General features: G+C 71.2%; 23 protein-coding genes. 12 read left to right on the forward strand and 11 right to left on the reverse strand.

The annotated features are described in order from the left end of the window. Positions 1–39: 39 nt before the first annotated feature. Both C2865_RS00940 and purS read right to left on the reverse strand, forming a co-directional pair. Positions 40–489 carry an ATP-binding protein gene (locus C2865_RS00940; RefSeq protein WP_232835276.1) on the reverse strand — a complete coding sequence of 150 codons (450 nt, stop codon included), beginning with the start codon at positions 487–489 and terminating at the stop codon, positions 40–42. A gap of 114 nt (positions 490–603) precedes the next feature. Further along, positions 604–846 (reverse strand): phosphoribosylformylglycinamidine synthase subunit PurS, encoded by a 243-nt coding sequence (purS, locus tag C2865_RS00945; RefSeq protein WP_106396357.1) that lies wholly within the window; start codon positions 844–846, stop codon positions 604–606. Positions 847–954: 108 nt separating this feature from the next. On the opposite strand from purS, the gene C2865_RS00950 reads away from it, so the two are divergent. Further along, positions 955–2,556, forward strand: coding sequence for a hypothetical protein (locus C2865_RS00950; RefSeq protein WP_106396358.1), 1,602 nt, complete (start codon positions 955–957; stop codon positions 2,554–2,556). A gap of 41 nt (positions 2,557–2,597) precedes the next feature. Here C2865_RS00950 and C2865_RS00955 read toward each other — a convergent pair whose 3' ends face one another. From C2865_RS00955 to C2865_RS00975, 5 genes are all read right to left on the reverse strand, one after another. After that, positions 2,598–3,920 carry a dihydrolipoamide acetyltransferase family protein gene (locus tag C2865_RS00955; protein WP_106396359.1) on the reverse strand — a complete coding sequence of 441 codons (1,323 nt, stop codon included), beginning with the start codon at positions 3,918–3,920 and terminating at the stop codon, positions 2,598–2,600. Next, positions 3,914–4,903: an alpha-ketoacid dehydrogenase subunit beta gene (locus C2865_RS00960; protein ID WP_106397409.1), complete on the reverse strand. Its 990-nt coding sequence runs from the start codon at positions 4,901–4,903 to the stop codon at positions 3,914–3,916. The genes C2865_RS00955 and C2865_RS00960 overlap by 7 nt, the downstream gene beginning before the upstream one ends. Positions 4,904–4,920: 17 nt before the next feature. Beyond that, positions 4,921–6,018, reverse strand: coding sequence for a pyruvate dehydrogenase (acetyl-transferring) E1 component subunit alpha (pdhA, locus tag C2865_RS00965; protein ID WP_106396360.1), 1,098 nt, complete (start codon positions 6,016–6,018; stop codon positions 4,921–4,923). 219 nt (positions 6,019–6,237) lie between these two features. Beyond that, positions 6,238–6,513, reverse strand: a complete 276-nt coding sequence (locus C2865_RS00970) for a hypothetical protein (protein ID WP_106396361.1) — start codon at positions 6,511–6,513, stop codon at positions 6,238–6,240. A gap of 192 nt (positions 6,514–6,705) precedes the next feature. Beyond that, on the reverse strand, positions 6,706–8,538 hold the full coding sequence (locus C2865_RS00975; RefSeq protein WP_106396362.1) for an acyl-CoA dehydrogenase: 1,833 nt from the start codon (positions 8,536–8,538) through the stop codon (positions 6,706–6,708). A 238-nt stretch (positions 8,539–8,776) separates the two neighbouring features. On the opposite strand from C2865_RS00975, the gene C2865_RS00980 reads away from it, so the two are divergent. The 3 genes from C2865_RS00980 to C2865_RS00990 all read left to right on the forward strand — a co-directional run bounded on the left by C2865_RS00980 (position 8,777) and on the right by C2865_RS00990 (position 11,785). Next, the gene (locus C2865_RS00980; protein ID WP_106396363.1) at positions 8,777–9,559 is read left to right on the forward strand and encodes a sporulation protein; all 783 of its coding nucleotides are present in this window, start codon (positions 8,777–8,779) and stop codon (positions 9,557–9,559) included. Positions 9,560–9,634: 75 nt separating this feature from the next. Beyond that, a complete protein-coding gene (locus tag C2865_RS00985; RefSeq protein ID WP_232835277.1) occupies positions 9,635–11,002 on the forward strand; it encodes a hypothetical protein in 1,368 nt (455 codons plus the stop codon). A gap of 27 nt (positions 11,003–11,029) precedes the next feature. Continuing rightward, a complete protein-coding gene (locus C2865_RS00990; RefSeq protein WP_106396365.1) occupies positions 11,030–11,785 on the forward strand; it encodes an SDR family oxidoreductase in 756 nt (251 codons plus the stop codon). 1 nt (position 11,786) lies between these two features. On the opposite strand, the gene C2865_RS00995 is transcribed toward C2865_RS00990, so the two are convergent. Beyond that, positions 11,787–12,425 (reverse strand): rhomboid family intramembrane serine protease, encoded by a 639-nt coding sequence (locus tag C2865_RS00995; RefSeq protein WP_106396366.1) that lies wholly within the window; start codon positions 12,423–12,425, stop codon positions 11,787–11,789. An 81-nt stretch (positions 12,426–12,506) separates the two neighbouring features. Then, the gene (locus C2865_RS01000) at positions 12,507–12,776 is read right to left on the reverse strand and encodes a WhiB family transcriptional regulator (protein WP_106397410.1); all 270 of its coding nucleotides are present in this window, start codon (positions 12,774–12,776) and stop codon (positions 12,507–12,509) included. A gap of 135 nt (positions 12,777–12,911) precedes the next feature. Here C2865_RS01000 and C2865_RS01005 point away from each other — a divergent pair, with 135 nt between their 5' ends. Both C2865_RS01005 and C2865_RS01010 read left to right on the forward strand, forming a co-directional pair. Beyond that, positions 12,912–13,385 (forward strand): GNAT family N-acetyltransferase, encoded by a 474-nt coding sequence (locus tag C2865_RS01005; protein ID WP_106397411.1) that lies wholly within the window; start codon positions 12,912–12,914, stop codon positions 13,383–13,385. A 65-nt stretch (positions 13,386–13,450) separates the two neighbouring features. After that, positions 13,451–14,410, forward strand: a complete 960-nt coding sequence (locus C2865_RS01010) for an NADPH:quinone oxidoreductase family protein (protein WP_106396367.1) — start codon at positions 13,451–13,453, stop codon at positions 14,408–14,410. Here C2865_RS01010 and C2865_RS01015 read toward each other — a convergent pair. Beyond that, positions 14,407–14,838, reverse strand: coding sequence for a gamma-glutamylcyclotransferase family protein (locus tag C2865_RS01015; RefSeq protein ID WP_106396368.1), 432 nt, complete (start codon positions 14,836–14,838; stop codon positions 14,407–14,409). The genes C2865_RS01010 and C2865_RS01015 overlap by 4 nt on opposite strands. Before the next feature lie 30 nt (positions 14,839–14,868). Between C2865_RS01015 and C2865_RS01020 the strand changes: the two genes are divergently transcribed. From C2865_RS01020 to C2865_RS01040, 5 genes are all read left to right on the forward strand, one after another. Continuing rightward, positions 14,869–15,456 carry a GNAT family N-acetyltransferase gene (locus C2865_RS01020; RefSeq protein WP_106396369.1) on the forward strand — a complete coding sequence of 196 codons (588 nt, stop codon included), beginning with the start codon at positions 14,869–14,871 and terminating at the stop codon, positions 15,454–15,456. A gap of 118 nt (positions 15,457–15,574) precedes the next feature. Then, positions 15,575–16,432: a hypothetical protein gene (locus C2865_RS01025; RefSeq protein WP_106396370.1), complete on the forward strand. Its 858-nt coding sequence runs from the start codon at positions 15,575–15,577 to the stop codon at positions 16,430–16,432. 96 nt (positions 16,433–16,528) lie between these two features. Then, a complete protein-coding gene (locus C2865_RS01030) occupies positions 16,529–18,763 on the forward strand; it encodes a heavy metal translocating P-type ATPase (RefSeq protein WP_106396371.1) in 2,235 nt (744 codons plus the stop codon). Between the two features lie 230 nt (positions 18,764–18,993). Further along, positions 18,994–19,389 carry a DUF485 domain-containing protein gene (locus tag C2865_RS41710; protein ID WP_232835278.1) on the forward strand — a complete coding sequence of 132 codons (396 nt, stop codon included), beginning with the start codon at positions 18,994–18,996 and terminating at the stop codon, positions 19,387–19,389. Next, positions 19,386–21,071 carry a solute symporter family protein gene (locus C2865_RS01040; RefSeq protein ID WP_232835279.1) on the forward strand — a complete coding sequence of 562 codons (1,686 nt, stop codon included), beginning with the start codon at positions 19,386–19,388 and terminating at the stop codon, positions 21,069–21,071. The genes C2865_RS41710 and C2865_RS01040 overlap by 4 nt, the downstream gene beginning before the upstream one ends. A gap of 18 nt (positions 21,072–21,089) precedes the next feature. Here the strand turns inward: C2865_RS01040 and C2865_RS01045 are convergent, their stop codons facing one another. Then, on the reverse strand, positions 21,090–21,971 hold the full coding sequence (locus tag C2865_RS01045; RefSeq protein WP_106396373.1) for an NAD(P)-dependent oxidoreductase: 882 nt from the start codon (positions 21,969–21,971) through the stop codon (positions 21,090–21,092). A gap of 91 nt (positions 21,972–22,062) precedes the next feature. On the opposite strand from C2865_RS01045, the gene C2865_RS01050 reads away from it, so the two are divergent. Further along, positions 22,063–22,392 carry a winged helix-turn-helix transcriptional regulator gene (locus C2865_RS01050; RefSeq protein ID WP_106396374.1) on the forward strand — a complete coding sequence of 110 codons (330 nt, stop codon included), beginning with the start codon at positions 22,063–22,065 and terminating at the stop codon, positions 22,390–22,392. Positions 22,393–22,425 lie beyond the last annotated feature (33 nt).

Here is a 22,425-nt window from a genome sequence, read left to right on the forward strand (position 1 = left end):
TCGGCGTCCCAGGTGAGGACGTCCGTCTACCGGCATAACCTACCCGGCGCTACGGACCAGTTCAGATTCGAGGCGGCGGATGAGCGCCTCATCGCTCCAGGTCAGTCGTTTGCTCAGCACGACGCGCACCCCGTCGGACGTGGTGGTGAGGGTGAGGTCGTCCATCAGGGAGTTCATGATGTCCAGGCCGCGGCCGGACTCGGCGAGATCCCCCGACGGGCGCGACACGGGGCCGAGCCCGTCGCCGTGGTCGGTGACCGAGAGCACACAGGTGTCCTCGTCGATGCGTCCGGTGACCTCGTATTCACGGGTCGAGGAATGCCTGACGACATTCGTGCACGCCTCTGAGGCGGCCACGAGAATGTCGTGAATGCAGTCTCCGGAAACGCCGAGCCCCCGCAGCGCGTCTCCGAGCACCCGGCGGATCACCGGCACGCTCAGCTCCTCACAGGGCAAAGCCAGCGAGAATTTCATATCCACCAGGCCCACCTCGGAAAGTCGGACGGACCTAACAGTTCCCCGCGGTATCCGCGATAATCACGGGGCGGCGGATCGTTTGAATTCGTTACCGGCTGGAACGCGACAAGGCAGGCTTGTCTCCCGTCAGTCCACGCGCACTTCGAAATCCTCGATCACCGGATTGGCCAGCAGCGTGCCGGCCAGCTCGCGGATGCGCTCCACCGCGGCCTCGTCGGCGGGGCCGGCCAGCTCGATCTCGAACCGCTTGCCCTGGCGGACCGCGGTCACCCCTTCGAAGCCCATCTGCGGAAGCTTCCGGGCGATCGCCTGACCCTGCGGGTCCAGGATCTCCGGCTTCAGCATGACCTCGACGACCACACGCGCCACTACGCTTCCTCCCCTGCGGACCTCGCCCGCGACTGATCACTGTTTTAGTGTTGACGGCAATCCGAAAGCGTACGCCACGTGCGCGACCCTCCCCCCAGGAGCCAGTCCTTGGACGTCTTGGACCTCACTCCCGCCGAGCGCCGGGTATGGGACGCCTTCCCCGCCGGCGAGCTGGTGGACCTGACCCCGCTCGACGCCGCGCAGGCCGACCAGTGGGGCCCGCACCGCCGGGTGCGCGCCTCGGTCCTGGTCGCGCTGCTCACCGGAGCCCGGGAGCCCGAGCCCGGCCAGGTGCCCAAGCTGCAGCTGCGCGGCGCCTACGTGACGGGCGCGCTCGACCTCGGCCACGCGCACGTGGAGGTCCCGCTGACGCTCACCGAGTGCGTGCTGGCCGAGCAGCCCCGGCTGTACTGGGCGCAGCTGCAGTCGGTGCACCTCATGCAGTGCCGCATGCCCGGCCTGGTCGCCTCGGGCGTGCGCGTCGACGGCCACCTGTGGCTGGAGGGCAGCGTCATCACCAACGGGGTGCTGCTGGACGGGGCGCACATCGGCGGCATCCTCAACCTCTCGGGCGTGCAGCTGACCAACCCGGCCGAGGAGTCGCTGCTGGCCGACCGGCTCCAGGTCGAGGCCAACATCTACTGCGACCGCGGCTTCGTGGCCGAGGGCGAGGTGCGGCTGCCCGGCGCCCGGATCGGCGGGCAGCTGATCTTCCGCGGCGCCAGCCTGCGCAACTCCGGCGGGCCCGCGCTGTACGCGTCCCGGCTGGACGTGGGGGCGAACGTCTTCTGCGACGACGGCTTCACCGCCGAGGGCGAGGTGCGGCTGCGCGGCGCCCGCGTCGGCGGCTACCTGTCGCTGGTGGGCGCCCGGCTCAACCACCGCGGGCGCGCCCTGAACGCCGACGACCTCGTCGTCGACATCGACGTCTACTGCTCCGACGGGTTCACCTGCCTGGGCGAGGCCACGTTCGCCGGGGCCAAGATCGGCGGCCAGCTCAGCTTCAAGGGCGCCCGGCTGGCCAACCCCGACGGCACCGCGCTGAGCGTGCAGCGGCTGACCGCCGAGGAGCTGCTGCTGCGCCCCGCCGTGCCGGTCGAGGGCGTGGTCGACCTCTCCTACGCCAAGATCGCCCTGCTGCGGGACGACCCGGTCACCTGGGCCTCCTCGCTCCAGCTCGACGGCCTCGCCTACGAGATGCTCGAACCGCCGCTGGAGGCCCCCAAGCGGCTGGAGTGGATCCGCCGCGACAAGGACGGCTACCAGCCGCAGCCGTACGAGCGCCTGTCGGCCACCTACCGCACGATCGGCCTGGAGGCCGACACCCGCGCGGTCCTGCTGGCCAAGCAGCGCGACCGGCGCGCCACCCTGCCCTGGCACCACCGGATCTTCGGCTACCTCCAGGACTTCCTGGTCGGCTACGGCTACAAGCCGTTCCGCGCCCTGGCCTGGCTGGGCGCACTCCAGGTGGCGGGCACGATCCTCTTCACGATCGAGAAGCCGGGGATCCTGGACGACGGGCACCACCCGCACTTCAACGCCTTCTTCTACACGCTGGACCTGCTGCTGCCGATCGGCTCGCTCGGACAGGAGGCGGTCTTCGCCCCCGAGGGGGTCTACCAGGTGGCCGCGAACGTCCTGGTCGCCGCGGGCCTGCTGCTCGGGCTGACCGTGGCGGCGGGGGCCACCCGCGCGCTGTCGCGCGAGTAGGCCGCCTTCCGGGGGGCCGGACGCCCCCCGGAAGGACGGGCTCAGCCGAGGGCCAGCAGGCGGAAGGGCTCCTCCAGGAGGGCGCCCGTCTCGCGCAGGACGGCCGAGCCGAGCTCGCCGTCGACGACGCGGTGGTCGAACGACAGGGACAGGGTCACCACCGATCGCGGCCTGATCCTGCCCTTGTGGATCCAGGGCAGCTCGCGGATCCTGCCCACGGCCAGGATCGCGACCTCGCCGGGGCTGAGGATCGGGGTGCCGGCGTCCACGCCGAAGACCCCCACGTTGGTGATGGTGATGGTGCCGCCGGTCAGGTCGGCGGGCTCGCACCGGCCGTCGCGGGCCTTGCGGATCAGGGCGTCGAGACCGGCGGCCAGCTCCGGCAGCGGCAGGGCGTGGGCGTCCTTGAGGTTGGGCACCAGCAGGCCGCGCTCGGCCGCGACGGCCACGCCCAGGTTGACGCGGCGCTTCACCACGATCTCCCGGGCCTCCTCGTCCCAGGAGGAATTGATCATGGGGTGGCGGCGGACCGCCGTCAGCAGCGCGCGGGCCACCAGCAGCATGGGGGTGACCTTGGTCTCGGCGTACTCCGGGAGGGCGCGGAGCCGCTTCACCGTCTTCACCGCGGGCGTGACGTCCACCTGCAGGAACTCCGTCACGTGCGGGGCTGAGAAGGCCGAGGAGACCATCGCGGCCGCCGTGGCCCTGCGCACCCCCTTGACCGCGATCCGCTCCTCGTCGGGGCTCTCCCGCCGCGTCGCGGACCGCTCCCGTCCCGGCGCGGCGGGAGCCTCGGGTGCGGGAGGGGCCTCGGGCGCGAGGGGGGCCTCGACCGACGCCCGCACGTCCTCGCGGGTGACCGTCCCCTCGGGTCCGGTGCCCACGATCGACGCGAGGTCGACGCCGAGGTCCCTGGCGAGCTTGCGCACCGGCGGCTTGGCCAGCGCCCTGCCCGCCGGAGGCGAGGCCGCCGGACGGGTGGCCGCCGGTTTGCGGGGCCGGCGCCGGGTGCTGCCGGGCTTCACGCCGTAACCCACCAGGACGGGCGTGCGCCCCGAGGGCGCGGGCTCGGCGGGCTCCGGCTCCCCGGCCGCGGGCGCCTCCGGCGTCGCGGACGGCTCCTCCCCCGGCTCGCGCACGCCGATGATCGGCGTCCCGACGGCCACGGTGTCGCCCTCGGCCGCCAGCAGCTCGCTGACCACCCCCTCGTACGGGCTGGGCAGCTCGACGATGGCCTTGGCCGTCTCGATCTCCACGACCGTCTGGTTGAGCTCGACGGGGTCGCCCTCCCGCACGTGCCACCTGACGATCTCCGCCTCGGTCAGCCCCTCCCCCACGTCGGGGAGCCTGAAGTGCCTCACCACGAGAAGCTCCTGTCCACCGCGTCCAGAATCCGGTCGAGGTCGGGGAGGTAGTGGTCCTCCAGCCTCGAGGGGGGATAGGGGGTGGCGAAGCCGCCGACGCGCAGCACCGGGGCCTCCAGCCGGTAGAAGCAGTGCTCGGTGACGCGGGCGGCGAGCTCGCCGCCGAAGCCGCCGAACACCGGGGCCTCGTGCACCACCACGCAGCGGCCGGTGCGGCGCACCGACTCCAGGACCGTCCCGGTGTCCAGGGGGGAGAGCGAGCGCAGGTCCACGACCTCCAGGGAGCGCCCGTCCTCCTGGGCCGCCTGCGCGGCCTCCAGGCAGGTCTTGACCATGGGCCCGTACGCCAGCAGCGTCACGTCGGTGCCGGGACGGGCCACCACGGCGCGGTCGAAGGGCACCGCCCCGTCGGCCGGATCGACCTGCGCCTTGTCCCAGTAGCGGCGCTTGGGCTCGAAGAAGATCACCGGGTCGGGGCACGCCACGGCCTGCTGGATCATCCAGTAGGCGTCCACGGGGTTGGCGCAGGCCACCACGCGCAGGCCCGCGGTGTGCGCGAAGTACGCCTCGGGCGACTCGCTGTGGTGCTCGACCGCGCCGATGCCGCCGCCGCACGGGATGCGCACGACCACCGGCAGCTCGACCGCGCCGCGCGAGCGCATCCGCATCTTGGCGAGCTGGGTGATGATCTGGTCGGCGGCCGGGAAGACGAACCCGTCGAACTGGATCTCGCACACCGGCCGGTACCCGCGCAGCGCCAGGCCGATCGCGGTGCCGACGATGCCGGACTCGGCGAGGGGGGTGTCGATCACCCGGTCCTCGCCGAACTCCTGGTGCAGGCCGTCCGTCACCCGGAAGACGCCGCCGAGGCGCCCGACGTCCTCGCCCATGACCAGGACCTTCGGGTCGTCGGCCATGGCCTTGCGCAGGCCCTGGTTGAGCGCCTTGGCCAGCGTCAGCGTCTCGCTGCGCGGCCTGGGCATGGTCTCGATCGCGTCGTTCACCGGAACCCCGCCAGGTAGGAGTCGTAAGCGGCCTTCTCTTCGGCCAGGACCGCGTGGGGGCCCGCGTAGACCCGGTCGAACAGCTCGGCGGGGGGCGGGTCGGGCAGGGCCAGGCAGGCGCTCCGCAGGTCGGCGGCCTCCCGCTTGGCCTGCGCGTCGATCTCGTCGAAGAAGTCGGGCGAGGCCAGGCCGCTGCGCGACAGGTACGCCCGGAACCGGGCGATCGGGTCCTTGAGCTTCCAGGCCTCCAGCTCGTCGGAGTGCCGGTAGCGGGTGGGGTCGTCGGTGGTGGTGTGGGCGTCCATCCGGTAGGTGAACGCCTCGATCAGGGTGGGGCCGCGGCCGGTCCTGGCCAGGTCCAGGGCCCTGCGGGTGACGGCCAGGCAGGCCAGCACGTCGTTGCCGTCCACCCGCACGCCGGGGAAGCCGAAGCCCTGGGCGCGGCGGTACAGCGGGATGCGGGTCTGGCGCTCCAGCGGCGCGGAGATCGCCCACTGGTTGTTCTGGCAGAAGAACACGATCGGCGCGTTGTAGACGGAGGCCCAGACGAACGACTCGTTGACGTCGCCCTGGGCGGTGGCCCCGTCGCCGAAGTAGGCGATCGCGGCGTCGCCGATGCCGGTGCCGTGGCGGCCGTCGCGCTGGATGCCCATGGCGTAGCCGGTGGCGTGCAGCGTCTGGCTGCCGATGACGATCGAGTACAGGTGGAAGCCGTACTCCCTGGGGTCCCAGGCGCCGAGGTCGACGCCGCGGAACAGCTTGAGGATGTTCAGCAGCGGCAGGCCGCGGCAGTAGGCCACGCCGTGCTCGCGGTAGGTGGGGAAGACCATGTCCCCCGCCCCCAGGGCCCGGCCGGAGCCGACCTGGGCGGCCTCCTGGCCCAGCAGCGAGGGCCACAGGCCGAGCTCGCCCTGCCGGGTGAGGGCCACGGACTCCCGGTCCAGCGCCCGCACGACGACCAGGTCGCGGTAGAGGTCGCGAAGCTGGGAGTCGGAGAGCGTGAGCGGGTAGTCGGGGTGTTCGAGCCGCTCGCCCTCGGGGGTGAGCAGCTGGATGAGTTCGGTGTCGTGCACGGTGTGCGCGTCAAGGGTCACGACCGCCTCCTTCGTCTGCCTGGAGCACGGGGTCGCCGTACCTTCCAGGTGGTCGGAGCCTCCTCGTTCCCGCCGGGTCACGGCGGATCGCGTAAGGGAGATCTAGTCCCATCGTGGCACAGATCACTCAGCTCCTACCATGTCCCACCGGAAGATTTACCCCGTCACCACCGCGTCAGACGCGAATCTTCGGGCAGACTGCGACACCGCAGGAGGGTTTCAGTCGATCACGTCGCGGTCCCTGCGGGTGCGGGCCTCGCGGACGGGCACCTCGCGGACGATGACCTCGGGCCCGTCGCCCGGCCGCTCGAGGTGCGGCACGACCTCGGGGTCGACCTGCCGGGCGGGCAGGTACTGCAGGACCAGGGTCACCACACCCATGATCATGAAGATGACGCCGATCGCGTTGATGTCCACCGGGTCGCCGTCCGCCTTGATGGCGAACTTGAGGATGGCGCCCACGGTGAAGAGGAAGATCGCCAGACTGAAGCGCATGACCGCTGCCTTTCCCGAAGCTGGAGCTTTTGGTAAAGGTCTCCCCAACTCCAGACCGGCGGACACGTGGGTCCCCGTGTGTGCGCGATCACCGTGCGCGGCCGTTCCCGGACGGACGGCGAGGCCCCGGCACGGAATCCGTGCCGGGGCCTCGTACGGGTCCGGGTCCGTCAGGACGGAGGGTCCCAGGCCTTAGAAGGCCTCCTCCGGGAGCTCCATGACGTCCAGGGTGGTGTTCTCGGCCATCAGGCGGTCCGAGGTGATGCGGGGCAGGACGTTCGCGGTGAAGAACTGCGCCGCGGCGACCTTGCCGGTGTAGAAGTTGCGGTCGGCCTCGGAGACCTCGCCGCCCAGCCTGTTCAGGGCCACCTCGGACTGGCGCAGCAGCAGCCACGCCACGACGGTGTCGCCGAGGGCCATCAGCAGGCGGGTGGTGTTCAGCCCGACCTTGTAGATCTCCTTCGGGTTCTCCATCGAGCCGAGCGCGGCGTTGACCATCGCGCCGAGGATGCCCTCGGTGTCGGCCACGGCCTGGGCCAGCAGGGCGCGGTCGTTCTTCAGGCGGCCGTTGCCGGCCTCGGACGCCGCGAACTCCTTGATCTCGCCCAGCAGGACGTTCAGGGTGGCGCCCTGGTCGCGGAGGACCTTGCGGAAGAACAGGTCCAGGCCCTGGATCGCGGTGGTGCCCTCGTAGAGGGTGTCGATCTTGGAGTCCCGGATGTACTGCTCGATCGGGTACTCCTGCAGGAAGCCCGAGCCGCCCAGGGTCTGCAGGGACTCCGCGCCCAGCAGCGCGTAGGAGCGCTCGGAGCCGAAGCCCTTGACGATCGGCAGCAGGAGGTCGTTCATCTTCTCCGCCGCGGCGTCGTGGCGGCCCTCGTACTGGGCGATCGCGATCGCGTCCTGGTAGCTCGCGGTCAGCATGACCAGCGCGCGCATGCCCTCGGCGTAGGCCTTCTGGGTGATCAGCGAGCGGCGGACGTCCGGGTGGTGGGTGATGGTGACGCGCGGGGCGGTCTTGTCGGCCTGCTGGGTCAGGTCGGCGCCCTGCACGCGCTCCTTGGCGTACTCCAGGGCGTTCAGGTAGCCGGTCGACAGCGTCGCGATGGCCTTGGTGCCGACCATCATGCGGGCGTACTCGATGACCAGGAACATCTGGCGGATGCCGTCGTGCTTGTCGCCGACCAGCGTGCCGACCGCCGGGTGCTTCTCGCCGAAGGTGAGCTCGCAGGTCGTGGAGACCTTGAGGCCCATCTTCTTCTCGACGTTGGTGACGTAGACGCCGTTGCGCTCGCCGAGCTCACCGGTCTCCAGGTCCACGTGGTACTTGGGGACCAGGAACAGGGACAGGCCCTTGGTGCCCGGTCCGGCGCCCTCGGGGCGGGCCAGCACCAGGTGGTAGATGTTCTCGGACATGTCGTGCTCGGCCGAGGTGATGAAGCGCTTCACGCCCTCGATGTGCCAGGTGCCGTCGGGCTGCTGGACCGCCTTGGCGCGGCCGGCGCCGACGTCGGAGCCCGCGTCGGGCTCGGTCAGCACCATCGTGGCGCCCCACTGGCGCTCGACGGCCAGCTCGGCGAACCGCTTCTGCGCCTCGTTGCCCTCGTTGAAGAGGATCTGGGCGAAGCCGGGGCCGGAGGAGAACATGAAGACGGCCGGGTTGGCGCCCAGTACCTGCTCGGCCACCGCCCACACGAGGGAGCGCGGGGCCTGGGAGCCGCCGAGCTCGGGGTTGAGGTCGAGGCGGAACCACTCGGCGTCCATCCACGCCTTGTAGGACTTCTTGAACGACTCCGGCATCTTCACCTCGCCGGTGACCGGGTCGAACTTCGGCGGGTTGCGGTCGGCGTCCTCGAAGGACTCCGCGACCGGGCCGGTGGTCAGGCGGTTGACCTCGTCGAGGATGCTGCGCATGGTGTCCTCGTCCATGTCCTCGTAAGGACCCTTGCCGAGGACCTCCTGGCGGTCGAACACCTCGAAGAGGTTGAACTCGATGTCGCGAAGGTTGGCCTTGTAGTGCCCCATGGGTGACACCCCGTCTTACTCGGCGGGTTGCCGCGCACCCGCGTCTACCGGTTAGTAACTATTGATGATGCTACCCGCCGGTAACAGTGGCAAGACTTCCCAGACCCCGTCCGGAGTGTGACTCATACCACATAGTTGCGGAAGATCATAACGGAACGTACTGGTTCCTCCACGCGACTAAGAGAACAGTGACGGCCGGCCACACCGGTCCCACCCACCTCAAGGGAGATGCGGAAGAATGGTCTTCAAGAAGCTGCTCAGCGCTTTCGGAGTCGGTGGACCCTCCATCGAGACGATCCTGAGGGACTCCAACGTCCGGCCCGGCGGAATCATCGCCGGTGACATCCATCTGACCGGTGGCGACAGCACCGCGGAGATCCTGGGGATCAACGTGGCCCTCGTCACCCGCGTGGAGGTGGAGAGCGGCGACAACGAGTACACCCAGAACGAGAAGTACGCCAAGGCCCACCTGTCCGGGGCGTTCCAGCTCCAGCCGGGCGTGCGCCACAGCTTCCCGTTCCAGCTCGAGGCGCCGTGGGAGACCCCGCTCACCCACATGTACGGCCAGCCGCTGCGCGGCACCACCGTCGGCGTCGCCACCGAGCTGGAGGTCGCGCGCGCCGTCGACGCCACCGACCTCGACCCCGTCGCGGTGCACCCGCTGCCCGCCCAGGAGCGCATCCTCGCGGCCTTCTCCAACCTGGGCTTCCACTTCCGCAACGCCGACTGCGAGAAGGGCCGCATCTACGGCGTCACCCAGCTCCTGCCCTTCTACCAGGAGATCGAGTTCCACCCGGGCGGCCGCTACTCCCAGCACATCAAGCAGCTGGAGGTGACCTTCGTCAGCAACCCCCAGACCACCGAGGTCATCCTCGAGCTGGACAAGCGCACGATGTTCGGCGGCAGCCACGACACGTTCAGCCGCTTCACCGTGCCGAACACCGGCTTCGAGAACACCAACTGGGAGCAGGAGATCGACTCCTTCCTCCAGCAGGCGGGCCGCAAGCGGGGCTTCTTCTAAGCCGAACACGACCGGGAGCCCGAACTGAACAGCGCCGAACAGCGGTTGTGGGACGCCCATGCCAGGGGCGTCCTGGTGGATCTGACCGACGAGCCCGACGCCCTCGTCTCGGCGTCCGTGATCGCCCGGCTGCTGCTGGGCGCGCAGGAGGCCGAGCAGGGCTTCGTCCCGGCGGTCCGGTTGCGGGGGGCACGCGTGACCGGCCGCCTGGACGTCTCCGGCGGCACCGTCGAGCGCGAGCTGCGGCTGGAGAGGTGCGTCCTGGACGAGGCGCCGCGCTTCAACGACGCCCGCACCAGGGAACTGCGCCTCACCGACTGCGTCATGCCGGGCTTCGACGGGAGCGGGCTGCGCGCCGAGGGGTACGTCAGCCTCTCCGGCTCGGTCGTCGAGGGCCAGGTCAAGCTGGTGCGGGCCCAGCTGTCCAGCGGGCTCCGGATGAACGGCACGAAGATCACGGCGGGGGACGAGAGGTACGCGTTCTTCGCCGGGGCACTGCTCGTCGAGGGCGGCGTGTTCGTCCGGAACGCCGAGATCACCGGCGGGGTGCGGCTGACCGGCGCCCGGATGACCGGCGGCTTCTTCCTGGAAGGCGCCCGCCTGTCCAACCCCGGGCGCATCGCCCTGGACGGGCAGAACATCACGGTGACCGACGCGATGGAGTGCGCCCGGGGCTTCCAGGCGGAGGGCACCGTCAAGCTCCGGGGGGCGCGGATCGACGGGACGCTCTCGTTCGACCAGGCGGGGCCGCTGCGGCGTCCGGGCCATGTGGCGCTCCAGCTCAGCCACGCCACCGTCAGCGAGCTGATCCTCACCCCGTCCGAGCCGATCGAGGGCCTGGTCTCGATGTCGTACGCCAGGTTCGGCGTGCTGCTCGACGATCCGGAGCGCTGGCCGGAGCAGCTGCGGCTGACCGGGGCCACCTACGAGTCGCTGCGCGGCGGCGGCGTCACCCGGCGCGTCGACTGGGTGAGCCGGGACCCCGAGGGGTTCCGGCCCCAGCCGTACGAGCAGCTCGCCGCCTGGTACCTCAGGGACGGCAACGAGCACCTGGCCCGGCGCACCCAGCTGCTGAAGATGCGCCGGCGCCGCCGCACGCTGTCCTGGCCGTCCCGGGCGTGGAGCGCACTGCTCGACTACACCGTTGGCTACGGGTACCGGCCCTGGCAGGCCTTCGGCTGGCTGGCCGCGATCGTCGCCTTCGGCACCGCCGTGTTCGGCAGGGTGCCGCCCCGGCCGCTCAAGGAGCCCGCGGAGCTGCCCGACTTCAACGCGTTCGCCTACGTCATCGACCTGATGGTCCCGATCGGGGCGTTCGGGCAGCGGGCGGCCTGGGACGCGGTGGGGTGGACCCAGTGGCTGGCGTACGGGATCATCGCAGCGGGGTGGATTCTCGCCACCGCGCTGATCGCCGGGGTGACCCGCGTGCTGCGGCCCAACTGAGCGAGGTCGAGGACTGGGGGCAGGAAGATGGGCACTTATCTGATCACCGGGGCCACCGGGGGCATCGGGCTGGCCACCGCCGAGCTGCTGCGCGAGCACGGGCACGACCTGATCCTGTCGGGGCGCTCTCCCGAGCGGCTGGCCGCGATCGCCTCCCGGTTCGCCGCCGCGCCCTACGGGCAGACGCAGGGCTGGGCGCTGCCGCGGCCCGACGGCGCGTCCGCGGGCGAGCAGGCCGAGCACGTCCGGACGGTGCCCCTCGACCTGTCCGAGCCGCGCCGGATCGAGGCCGCCCTGGCCGTCGCCGACCTGCCCCCCGTGCTGGACGGCGTGGTGCACAGCGCCGGGGTGAGCGAGCTGGGCCGGGTGGCCGAGCAGGAGGCCGACGAGTGGATCGACCAGCTCATGGTCAACCTGGTGGCCGCCGCGGAGCTGACCAGGCTGCTGCTGCCGTCCCTGCGCGCCGCGTCGGGGCATGTGGTGTTCGTCAACTCCGGCGCCGGGCTGCGCGCCAACCCCGGCTGGGCCTCGTACGCGGCGAGCAAGCACGGCCTGAAGGCCCTCGCGGACGCGCTGCGCCAGGAGGAGCCGGGCATCCGGGTGACGAGCGTCTACCCGGGCCGCACGGCCACCGAGATGCAGCGCAGGGTCCGCGCCCAGGAGGGCGGGCCGTACGAGCCCGCCGACTACATCGCCCCCTCGACCGTCGCCCGGGCCGTCCTCGGCGCGCTGGAGACGCCCGCCGACGCCGTCGTCACGGACGTCTCCGTACGCCCACGGTGAGTCACACCCCGTAGGGCACCGGGTCGGTCTCGGCGGTTCTGCGGCGGCGCAGGACGTAGGAGGCCGTCAGGCCGCCGATGAGCCCGAAGAGGTGGCCCTGCCAGGAGACCATGGTGTTGGTGGGCAGCACGCCGTACAGGATGCCCCCGTAGACGATGAAGGCGGCCACGGCGATGAGGGTGTCGCCGAAGTGCCGTTCGAAGAAGCCGCGGCCGAGGATGTAGCCGAAGTAGCCGAACACCAGGAGGCTGGCGCCGAGCGTCTCGGAGTCCGGCGGGCCGGTGAACCAGACGCCCAGCCCGCCGATCACGATGACGATGAGGTTCATCAGCACGAACTTGCCAGGCCCGCGCAGCGCGGCCACGAAGCCCAGCACCGCGAAGGGCACCGTGTTGGCCATGAGATGCTCGAAGTTCCCGTGCAGGAAGGGAGCACTGAAGATCTGGGGGAGGTCGGGGAGGTAGAGAGCGCGGATGCCGTAGAGGTCGAGCCATCCGCCGAGAACGTAGTCGATGGACTCCAGCAGCCACATCAGCGCGAGCATCCCGCCCACCAGGGCCGCGCCCGACAGGGCGCGGGTGGCCTGAACGGTCAGCTCTCCAGCGGCTCTGCGGCCGAATGCCCGGCCTCGGTCGCTCATCGGGAACCTGCCCTATCTGTCGTTTTTCAGGTTAACGACCGATATACCCGATAAGTTCTTGGATTACCTCGACCCGCCCTTTCAGCGGCGAAGGTAACGCCTTTCCTCCGGGGTCGTCCCGCCCCACACTCCGGCCGGCTCGCCGGCCCGCAGCGCCCAGTCCAGGCACGCGGCGGCCACCGGGCAGCGGTGGCAGATCCGCTTGGCCTCGGCCATCACGTCCCGCCCCGGGCCCGCGTCCGAGATCGGGTAGAAGAGCTCCGGGTCCGCCCCCCTGCACTCGGCCAGATCGGTCCAGTGCTCGTCGGTGTCCCTGCGTACTGCGAGCGGGTTCGCCGCGTCGCGATACATGGTCGCCTTCACCGGTACGCCTCCTTGCGTCTCCAACCTCCACCCAATGTAGTACTACAACGCGTAGTACTACAACCCGGCGTTACAAGGAAGCCACCGGACAGGGTGTTCCGGACGCCGGATACCCTGCGGGCCATGACCACCCGCAAGCAGCCCGTTTTCCGCGACGCCACCCGCGCCGATCTCGAGAAGATCGTCAGGCTGCTCGCCGACGACGTGCTGGGCAGCTCCCGCGAGTCGGCCGAGGTCAACGAGCACTACGAGAAGGCGTTCGCCGCCATCGACGCCGACCCCCACAACCGGCTGATCGTCGCCGACACCGACGGCGACGTCATCGCCACCCTCCAGCTCACCTACATCCCCGGACTCACCTACATGGGCAGCTCCCGCGCCCAGATCGAGGGCGTCCGGGTCGCCGGCGACCTGCGGGGGCGCGGCGTCGGCCACGCCATGCTGCGCTGGGCCATCGAGGAGGCCCGCGCGATGGGCTGCCGGGTCGTGCAGCTCACCAGCGACCGGCAGCGCCCCGACGCCATCCGCTTCTACCAGAAGGTCGGCTTCCGCCCCTCGCACATGGGCCTGCGCTACCCCCTCCAGGACCTGGACTGACACCGGGCGGGGCCGGGGCACCCCCGGTCCCTGTGCCCGAGATCACTTCCCCTTAGTCTGCCAAAATGCGTGCATTCACGGTGGAAAAACTGGGATCTCTGGAAACTGTTGAGGCGCCCGAGCCGGTGCCGGGGCCCGGACAGGTCCTCATCGAGGTGGCGGCGGCCGGGGCGAACTACGTGGACGGGCTGTTCCTGCACGGGCGCTACCAGATCAAGCCTCCGCTGCCCTTCGTGCCGGGCGGGGAGATCGCCGGGACCGTCAAGGCGCTCGGACCCGGAGTGGAGGGGCCCGCCGTCGGCAGCCGGGTCGTCGCGCTGTGCGGCGTCGGCGGCTTCGCCGAGCAGGTCGTGGTGCAGGCCGGGGCGGCCGTGGTGATCCCGGACGTGCTCGACTTCCCCCGTGCGGCGACCTTCACGCAGTCCTACTGCACCGCGCTGTACGCGCTGCGCAACCGGGCCGGGCTGCAGGAGGGCGAGACCGTCCTGGTGCTGGGCGCGGGCGGCGGCGTGGGGCTCGCGGCCGTCCAGGTCGCCAAGGCGCTGGGCGCGAAGGTGCTGGCCGGGGCGTCCTCCCCGGAGAAGCGCGAGGCCGCCCTGGCCTCCGGCGCCGACGCCGTGGTGGACACCTCCTCCGAGGACGTGAAGACCGCCGCCCGCGCCTTCTCCGAAGGCGGCGTGGACGTCGTCTACGACCCGGTGGGCGGCGCGCTCGCGGACCCGGCGCTGCGCGCCCTGCGCGACCACGGCCGGTACGCGGTGATCGGCTTCACCGGAGGGATCCCCTCCCTCCCCCTCAACCAGGTGCTGCTGCGCAACCGCTCGATCGTCGGCGTGGACTGGGGCGGCTGGTCCATGACCGCGCCCGGGCAGCAGGCGGCGCTGCACCGGGAGGCGCTGGACCTCGTCGCCGAGGGCCGGATCGACCCGATCGCACCGGCCGTCCGGCCGCTGGCCGAGGCCGGGCAGGTCCTGGACGCCCTGCTGAACCGCCAGGTCACCGGCAAGGTCGCGCTGGTGCCCTAGCCGCGTCCCGAGGGTCCGGGGAACGCCCCCGGACCCGCCCGGTACTCCGCCCGCCAGGCCGCGCAGCCCGGGACGTAGGCGGCCAGGACCCGGGTGGCGAACCACTCCGGGTCCCAGTCCTCGTCCAGCGCCTCGTGCAGCCACCGGTAGGCCAACGCGGGCCGGCCGTCGGTGAGGCGGATCTCGACCACTTCGTATTCGACGTCCTCGTAGGCGTGCAGGAGCGCGAGCTCGTCCGCGCCGAGGCCGCCGACCAGCAGGCCGTCCGCGGTTCCGGCGGCGGGGACCAGCCCGGGGTAGACCCGTCCGGGCAGCGCCGCCGCCCGCCATCCCGGTGCCCCGGCCGGGGTCAGCTCGGGCACCCTGCCCAGCAGGGCGTCCAGCACCTCGGGGAAGCGGAGCGTGCCGTAGACGAAGAGATCTGGCATGGTGCTCAAGGTACTGAGAGGGGAGCGGTGATGATCCGCGAGTTCCGGCCGGGTGACGAGGCCGCCGTCTATGACATCTGCCTGCGCACCGGCGCCTCCGGGGAGGACGCCACTCACCTGTTCACCGACCCGGAGCTCCTGGGGCATGTCTATGCCGGGGCGTATCTGAAGTTGTGCCCCGACTTCGCGTCGGTCGTCGAGGAGGAGGGCGACGTCCTCGGCTACATCCTCGGAGCGCCCGACACCCGCGCGTTCGAGAAGCGGTGCGAGGAGGAGTGGTGGCCTCCGCTGCGGGAGCGGTACCCCGACCCGGGTGAGCCCGCGACGCCGGACGAGCGGGCCATGTACGCGATCCACCACTTCCACCCCGCTCCGGACGAGATCGTCGCGGGATACCCGTCGCACCTGCACATCGACCTCCTGCCGCGGACGCAGGGCAAGGGGTACGGGCGCAGGCTGATGGACCGGCTCCGCGAGCAGCTCCGGCGGGCCGGATCCCCCGGGCTCCACCTGGGCGTCTCCCCCGACAACCGCCGTGCCGTCGGCTTCTACGGGGCGCTGGGGTTCGCGGTGCTGACCGAGAACGAGCACGTCATCTGGATGGGCGAGCGCCTCTGACCCTCAGGGTCCGGCCTCCTCCTTCACTTCGCGCATCGGTGACTCGCGTCACACCATCTCCGCGAAATACCCCTAGGGGGTATATGGTTCAGGAAGGTGACGGACCTAAGGAGAGACCATGAACACCGCGGTGAAGCTCAGCGCGTTCACATTGGGGATGGCAGGCGTCTTCGGCGTGTCCCTCGGAGCTGGACAGCTCCTCGGACCCGACCGGGCCGAACGGCCCGAGCACGTCCAGAGCAGCCCCGCAGCCGCCCACGGCGACCACGGCGACCACGCGGCCCCCGAACCCGAGCCCGCCGCCGCCGCGGAACTCGCGATCAGCCGGGCGGACGCGCCGGACGGACGGTTCGCCTTCCTCGTCACCGGACAGGACGGGAAGCCCGTCACCTCCTACGACGTTGAACACGACAAGAAGATGCACCTGATCGTCGTTCGCAAGGACCTCTCGGGGTTCCGCCACGTCCACCCGGAGCTTCGCCCTGACGGCGCCTGGGAGGTCGAGTCCCCGCTGGGCGAGCCCGGCGGGTACCGCGCGTTCGCCGACTTCAAGCCCACCGGCGGAAGCGCCCAGGTGCTGACGCTCGACACGGAGGTGCCTGGCTCGGCCACCGAGCGCCCGCTGCCCGCAGCCTCCGAGACCGCCGAGGTGGACGGGTACACCGTCACCCTCGACGGCACGCTCACCGCGGGCGGGACCAGCGAGCTGACCATGAGCGTCAGCAGGGACGGGAAGCCCGTCACCGACCTCCAGCCGTACCTGGGCGCCTACGGGCACCTCGTGGCGCTGCGCAAGGACGACCTCGCCTATCTTCATGTCCATCCGGAGGGCGCTCCCGGCGACGGCAAGACGGCCCCCGGGCCGGACATCACCTTCTTCGCCGAAGCCCCGTCCGGCGGTGACCACCGGCTCTACCTGGACTTCCAGCACGAGGGCCGGGTCCACACCGCGGAATTCACCGTCCACGTCCACTGAAAGAAGTGCGTCTGACGGCGCACTACCCATGGCTGAACGCATGCTCGCGCATACTGAACGATCCACCGTCACCACCGACCTCGTGAGGAGGCCCTGATGAACCCCGTGCAGGACCGGATCGAACTGTCGATCGGCGGGATGACCTGCGCCTCCTGCGCGAACCGCGTCGAACGGCGGCTCAACAAGCTCGAAGGCGTCAGCGCCAGCGTCAACTACGCCACCGAGAAGGCGAGCGTCTCCTACGGGCCCGGGATCACGCCCGAGGACCTGATCTCCCAGGTGGAGAAGGCCGGCTACACCGCCGAACTGCCCGCCCCGCCGCGGGAGGAGAGCGGCGAGGCGCCCTCTCCGGAGGACTCCGCCCTCCGGACGCTGCGGCAGCGGCTGATCGTCAGCCTGGTGCTGGCCGTCCCGGTGATCGCGATGGCGATGATCCCGGCGCTGCAGTTCCGCAACTGGCAGTGGGCCTCGCTCACCCTCGCCGCGCCCGTCGTGGTGTGGGGCGCGTGGCCGTTCCACCTCGCCGCCTGGAAGAACCTCAGGCTGGGCGCCGCGACGATGGACACCCTCGTCTCGCTCGGCACCGCCTCGGCCTTCCTGTGGTCGCTCTACGCGCTGTTCTTCGGGCACGCCGGCGAGCCCGGCATGAAGCACCCGTTCGAGCTCACCGTGGAACGCACCGACGGCAGCGGCAACATCTACCTGGAGGTCGCCGCCGGGGTCACCGTCTTCCTTCTGGCCGGACGGTACTTCGAGGCACGCTCCAAGCGGCGGGCCGGCGCTGCGCTGCGCGCCCTGCTGGAGATGGGCGCCAAGGACGTGACCGTGCTGCGCGACGGCGCCCAGACCACGATCCCGATCGACTGGTTGGCCGTCGGCGACCTGTTCGTCGTCCGGCCCGGCGAGAAGATCGCCACGGACGGGGTGATCGTCGAGGGCGCGTCCGCCGTCGACACCAGCATGATCACCGGCGAGCCCGTGCCCGTGGAGGTCGGCGTCGGCGACGCCGTCACCGGCGCGACCGTCAACGCCGGCGGGCGGCTGGTCGTCCGCGCCGTGCGGGTCGGCTCCGACACCCGCCTCGCCCAGATGGCGCGGCTGGTGGAGGAGGCGCAGAACGGCAAGGCCCGGGCCCAGCGGCTCGCCGACCGCGTCTCCGGGATCTTCGTGCCGGTGGTGATCGCCCTGGCCGTCGCCACCCTCGGCTTCTGGCTGGGCTCCGGCGCGGAGGCCGCCACCGCCTTCACCGCCGCGGTCGCCGTCCTCATCATCGCCTGCCCGTGCGCCCTGGGCCTGGCCACCCCCACCGCCCTGCTGGTGGGCACCGGCCGCGGCGCCCAGCTCGGCATCCTCATCAAGGGCCCCGAGGTCCTGGAGTCCACCCGCCGGATCGACACCATCGTCCTGGACAAGACCGGCACCGTCACCCACGGCAGGATGAGCCTCGCCGCGGTCGTCACCGCCCCCGGCGAGGACGAGGAGGAGGTCCTGCGCCTCGCCGGCGCCCTGGAGGACGCCTCGGAGCACCCGATCGCCCAGGCCGTCGCCAAGGCCGCCGCGGAGCGGACGGGGGCGCTGCCGCCCGTCGCGGACTTCCAGAACGTGCCGGGCCTGGGCGTCCAGGGCATGGTGGACGGGCACGCGGTGCTCGTCGGCCGGCCCCGGCTCCTGGCCGAGTGGTCGCAGCCGCTGCCCGCGTCCCTGTCCGCCGCCAAGCAGGAGGCAGAGGCGTCCGGCAGGACCGTCGTGGCGGTCGGCTGGGACGGCGCGGCGCGCGCCCTCCTGGTCGTCGCCGACACCATCAAGGAGACCAGCGCCGAAGCCATCACCCAGTTCCGCGCCCTGGGGCTCACCCCGATCCTGCTGACCGGCGACAACGAGGCCGCAGCCCGCTCCGTCGCCGCTTCCGTCGGAATCACCGAGGTCCACGCCGAGGTCATGCCGGAGGACAAGGTCACCGTGGTCAAGGAGCTGCAGGCCGAAGGCCGGGTCGTCGCCATGGTCGGCGACGGCGTCAACGACGCGGCCGCCCTGGCCCAGGCCGACCTGGGCCTGGCCATGGGCACCGGAACGGACGTCGCCATCGAGGCCGCCGACCTGACCCTCGTCCGCGGCGACCTGCGCGCGGCGGCCGACGCGATCCGCCTGTCCCGGCGCACCCTGGGCACCATCAAGGGCAACCTGTTCTGGGCCTTCGCCTACAACGTCGCCGCCCTGCCCCTCGCGGCCGCTGGACTGCTCAACCCGATGCTCGCCGGCGCGGCCATGGCCTTCTCCAGCGTCTTCGTCGTGAGCAACAGCCTCCGCCTCCGGCGGTTCAGCCCCTCCTGACGACCGCTCGCACGTCAGCGGCCGCGGGGACGATCGTCCCCGCGGCCGCTGACGTTCCCTGACTTGCCGAGTCAAGGGTGTGGCGGGTTCGCGTATTCCTGAGAAAAAGCGTGTACTCATAGTTATCGTTTGATCTCGATACGGAGTCGAAGGGCTGCACACTGCTTATGGGGGCGGGGGCTGGCATGGCCGGGTACTCGGCGCCGCGGCCGCGGCGGGGAAGTGAACGAGTGGGCGGGTACGACTGCTCCATCATCGTCGGCGACCGGAGGTTCCGGCTGCTGAGGAGCCGGTTCCGGCGGCTCATCTCGGTGCTCTTCGTGCTGTTCCTCGGGTGGTACCTGCTCTACATCGGGCTGTCGGCGTTCGCGCGCGGATTCATGGCGCAGCCGGTGGTGGGGAACGTCAACGTGGCGCTGGTGTTCGGGATGTCGCAGTTCGCCTCGACGTTCCTGCTGGCCTGGTGCTACTCGCGTTACGCGCGGCGGCGGCTCGACCCGCTGGCCGCGCAGATCTGCGAGGAGGCGGAGCGGCGGCGGGAGGCCTACACGCGGATGATGGCCGAGCGGGGGCGCATGGACGACTGGTTCCCGGCCGACGAACCCGCGGGCGGGGGGCAGGCGTGATCTCCGCGACCGGTGACGGGCGGACGCTGACGATCGCCCTGTTCGTCGTCTTCATCGTCATCACGCTCGGCGTGACGTTCTGGGCGCGGGCCAACACCCGCAGCGCCGACGACTTCTACGCCGGGGGACGCATGTTCTCCGGGGCGCAGAACGGGGTGGCGCTCGCCGGCGACTACATGTCGGCCGCCTCGTTCCTGGGCATCGCGGGGCTCATCGCGCTGTCGGGGTACGACGGCTTCCTGTACTCGATCGGCTTCCTGGTGGCGTGGCTGCTCAGCCTGCTGCTGGTCGAGATGATGCGCAACGCCGGGCGTTTCACCATGGCGGACGTGTTGTCGTACCGGGCCAGGAGCCGGCCGAAGGTGCGGACGGCCGCGGCCGTCTCGACCGTCACCGTGTCGGTGTTCTACCTGCTGGCCCAGATGGTCGGCGCGGGCGCGCTGGTGTCGATGCTGCTGGGCATCCACTCCGGCGGGACGTTCCTGGGCGTGTCCGGCGAGGCCGCCGAGGTGCTCACCATCGCCGGCGTCGGCGTCATGATGATCTTCTATGTGATGTTCGGCGGGATGAAGGCCACCACCTGGGTGCAGATCATCAAGGCGGTGCTGCTCATCTCCAGCACGGTCGTGCTGACCGCGCTGGTGCTCGGCCGGTTCGGCTTCAACCTCAGCACCATGCTGGGCGCGGCGGCCGACGCCAGCGGCTCGTCGGGGTTCCTGCAGCCCGGCGGGCGCTACGGGCAGGACGTCCGGGGCGACACCGTGCGCACGGTCCTCAACAAGCTGGACCTCATCAGCCTGGCGCTCGCCCTCGTGCTGGGCACGGCGGGCCTGCCGCACATCGTCGGCCGGTTCTTCACCGTGCCCGACGCCCGCGCCGCGCGCCGCTCGGTGAACTGGGCGATCGGCCTCGTCGGCGTGTTCTACCTGATGACGCTGGCGCTGGGCTTCGGCGCCGCGGCGCTCGTCGGCGAGAAGGCCATCTCCGAGCAGGACCCGGCGGGCAACACCGCGGCGCTGCAGCTCGCCCACGAGCTCGGCAGCCACCTGGGCGGGCGGCTCGGCGGCGACCTGCTGCTGGCCTTCATCGGCGCGGTCGCCTTCGCGACGATCCTCGCGGTGGTCTCCGGGCTGGTGCTGGCCTCCTCCACCTCGCTGGCGCACGACTACTTCGGCCACGTGCTGATGCTGGGCCGGCCGCGCGAGTCGCAGGAGGTCGCGGTCGCCCGGGTCGCGGCGTTCCTCATCGGCACGCTGGCGATCATGCTGGCGGTGGTGGCGCGGAACCTGAACGTCGCCTTCCTGGTGGGGCTGGCGTTCGCCATGGCGGCCTCCGCCAACCTCCCCGCGATCGTCCTGTCGCTGTTCTGGAAGCGGTTCACCGCGACGGGGGCGCTCGCGGGGATCTACGGGGGGCTCGCCGGCAGCCTCCTGCTGGTGCTGCTGTCCCCGGTCGTCTCGGGCAAGGTCGATCCGGAGACCGGCAGGAACCTCTCGCTCCTGCCCAAGGGGGTGGACTTCCAGCTGTTCCCGCTGGAGAACCCGGGGCTGGTGTCCATCCCGTTCGGGTTCCTGTGCGCGATCGCGGGCAGTCTGCTGAGCCGGGAGAAGGCCGAGCCGCAGGGCTACGACGAGCTGTCCGTGCGTTCCCTCACCGGGCTGGGCGCCCACCGCCCGGCGTGACGGGCCGGAATCCGGCGCTCAGCGGACCAGGAGCTCGACGACGCCCGTCACGTCCTCCTCACCATGCCCGTCGGCGACCCGGCGCTCCATCAACGCCATGAACGGGGCGAGGAGCTCGGGGGTGACGCCCTGCTCCTGTGCCGTGCGCAGGAGCGTCGCGTTGCCCTCGGACATCATGGCGAGGTTGGAGACCACCCCCCGCGTGTAGTCGCCGCTCTCCAGGCGTTCGGCCTGCTCCTGGACGCTCTGCGTCATGGCGTTGAGCCAGCCGGCGAGCAGCGGAGCCAGGCTCGTGGGCGCGACATCCGACTTGCGGATCAGCGCGAAGGCGTGCGCGATACCGGCGAACATCCCCGTCATCGCGCTCAGCAGTGCCACGTCGTGCAGAGAAGCGGCGCCGGGGTCCTCACCGGTGTACTCGGTGCCGGCCGGGATCGACAACGTCGCACGGTGCTCGTCGAACAGCGCCCGCGAACCGCTGTAGAAGACGTACCCGCCGGCCTCCGGAACACCGATCATCGGCGGGACGGCCATGATCCCGCCGTCCAGGAAGCGGGCGCCGCGCTCCTCGGCCCACCTGGCGCGGGTGCGGGCCTCGGCGGGCGTGCGGGTGGTGAGGTCCACCAGGTCCTTGCCGGTCAGGTCGATCCCGTCCAGGGCCTGCACGACCGAGGCGTCGTCGAGGAGGCAGACCACCACGAGATCGCTCGCGGCCACCGCCTCGGCCGCCGTCGCGGCGGGCCTCGCCCCCTGGGAGGCCAGCGCCTCGGCCTTGCCGGGCGTGCGGTTCCAGACGGTCGGCTTCAGGCCCACGGCGAGCCAGGCCCGCACCAGCGCCGTCCCCATGGCGCCGAGCCCGAGGACCGTGAGGGGAGAGCGTTCGAAAGTGTCGTCGTTCATGCCGCCTAGGCTGGTCGAGGGCCCTGGAATGATCAAGTACGCACTTCGGAGTGCGTACGCACTCTGAAGTGAGCGAGCAGGTGGAGGCGTCGTGACAGTCCCGCGCAGGCCGGGCATGTTCATCTGCGGCATCGACGCGGCGATGGACGTGATCGGCGGAAAGTGGAAGGTGCTGATCCTCTGGGAGCTGACGGACCGCCCGCGCCGCTTCGGCGAGCTGCGCAGGTCCCTGGCGGGCGTCTCCGAGAAGGTGCTCGCCTCGCACCTGCGCGAACTGGAGGCCGACGGCATCGTGCACCGCGAGGCCCACGACGAGGTGCCCCCTCGCGTCGAGTACTCACTGACCCCGCTCGGAGTGTCGCTGAACGAGGCACTCGAACCTCTCGGCGCCTGGGGCCGCGAACACGTCCTCGGCAGGTGAGGACGTCACTCTCACGGGGGAGCCCGGAAGAGC

This window comes from Actinocorallia populi (assembly GCF_002995495.1).
Classification (GTDB): domain Bacteria; phylum Actinomycetota; class Actinomycetes; order Streptosporangiales; family Streptosporangiaceae; genus Actinocorallia; species Actinocorallia populi.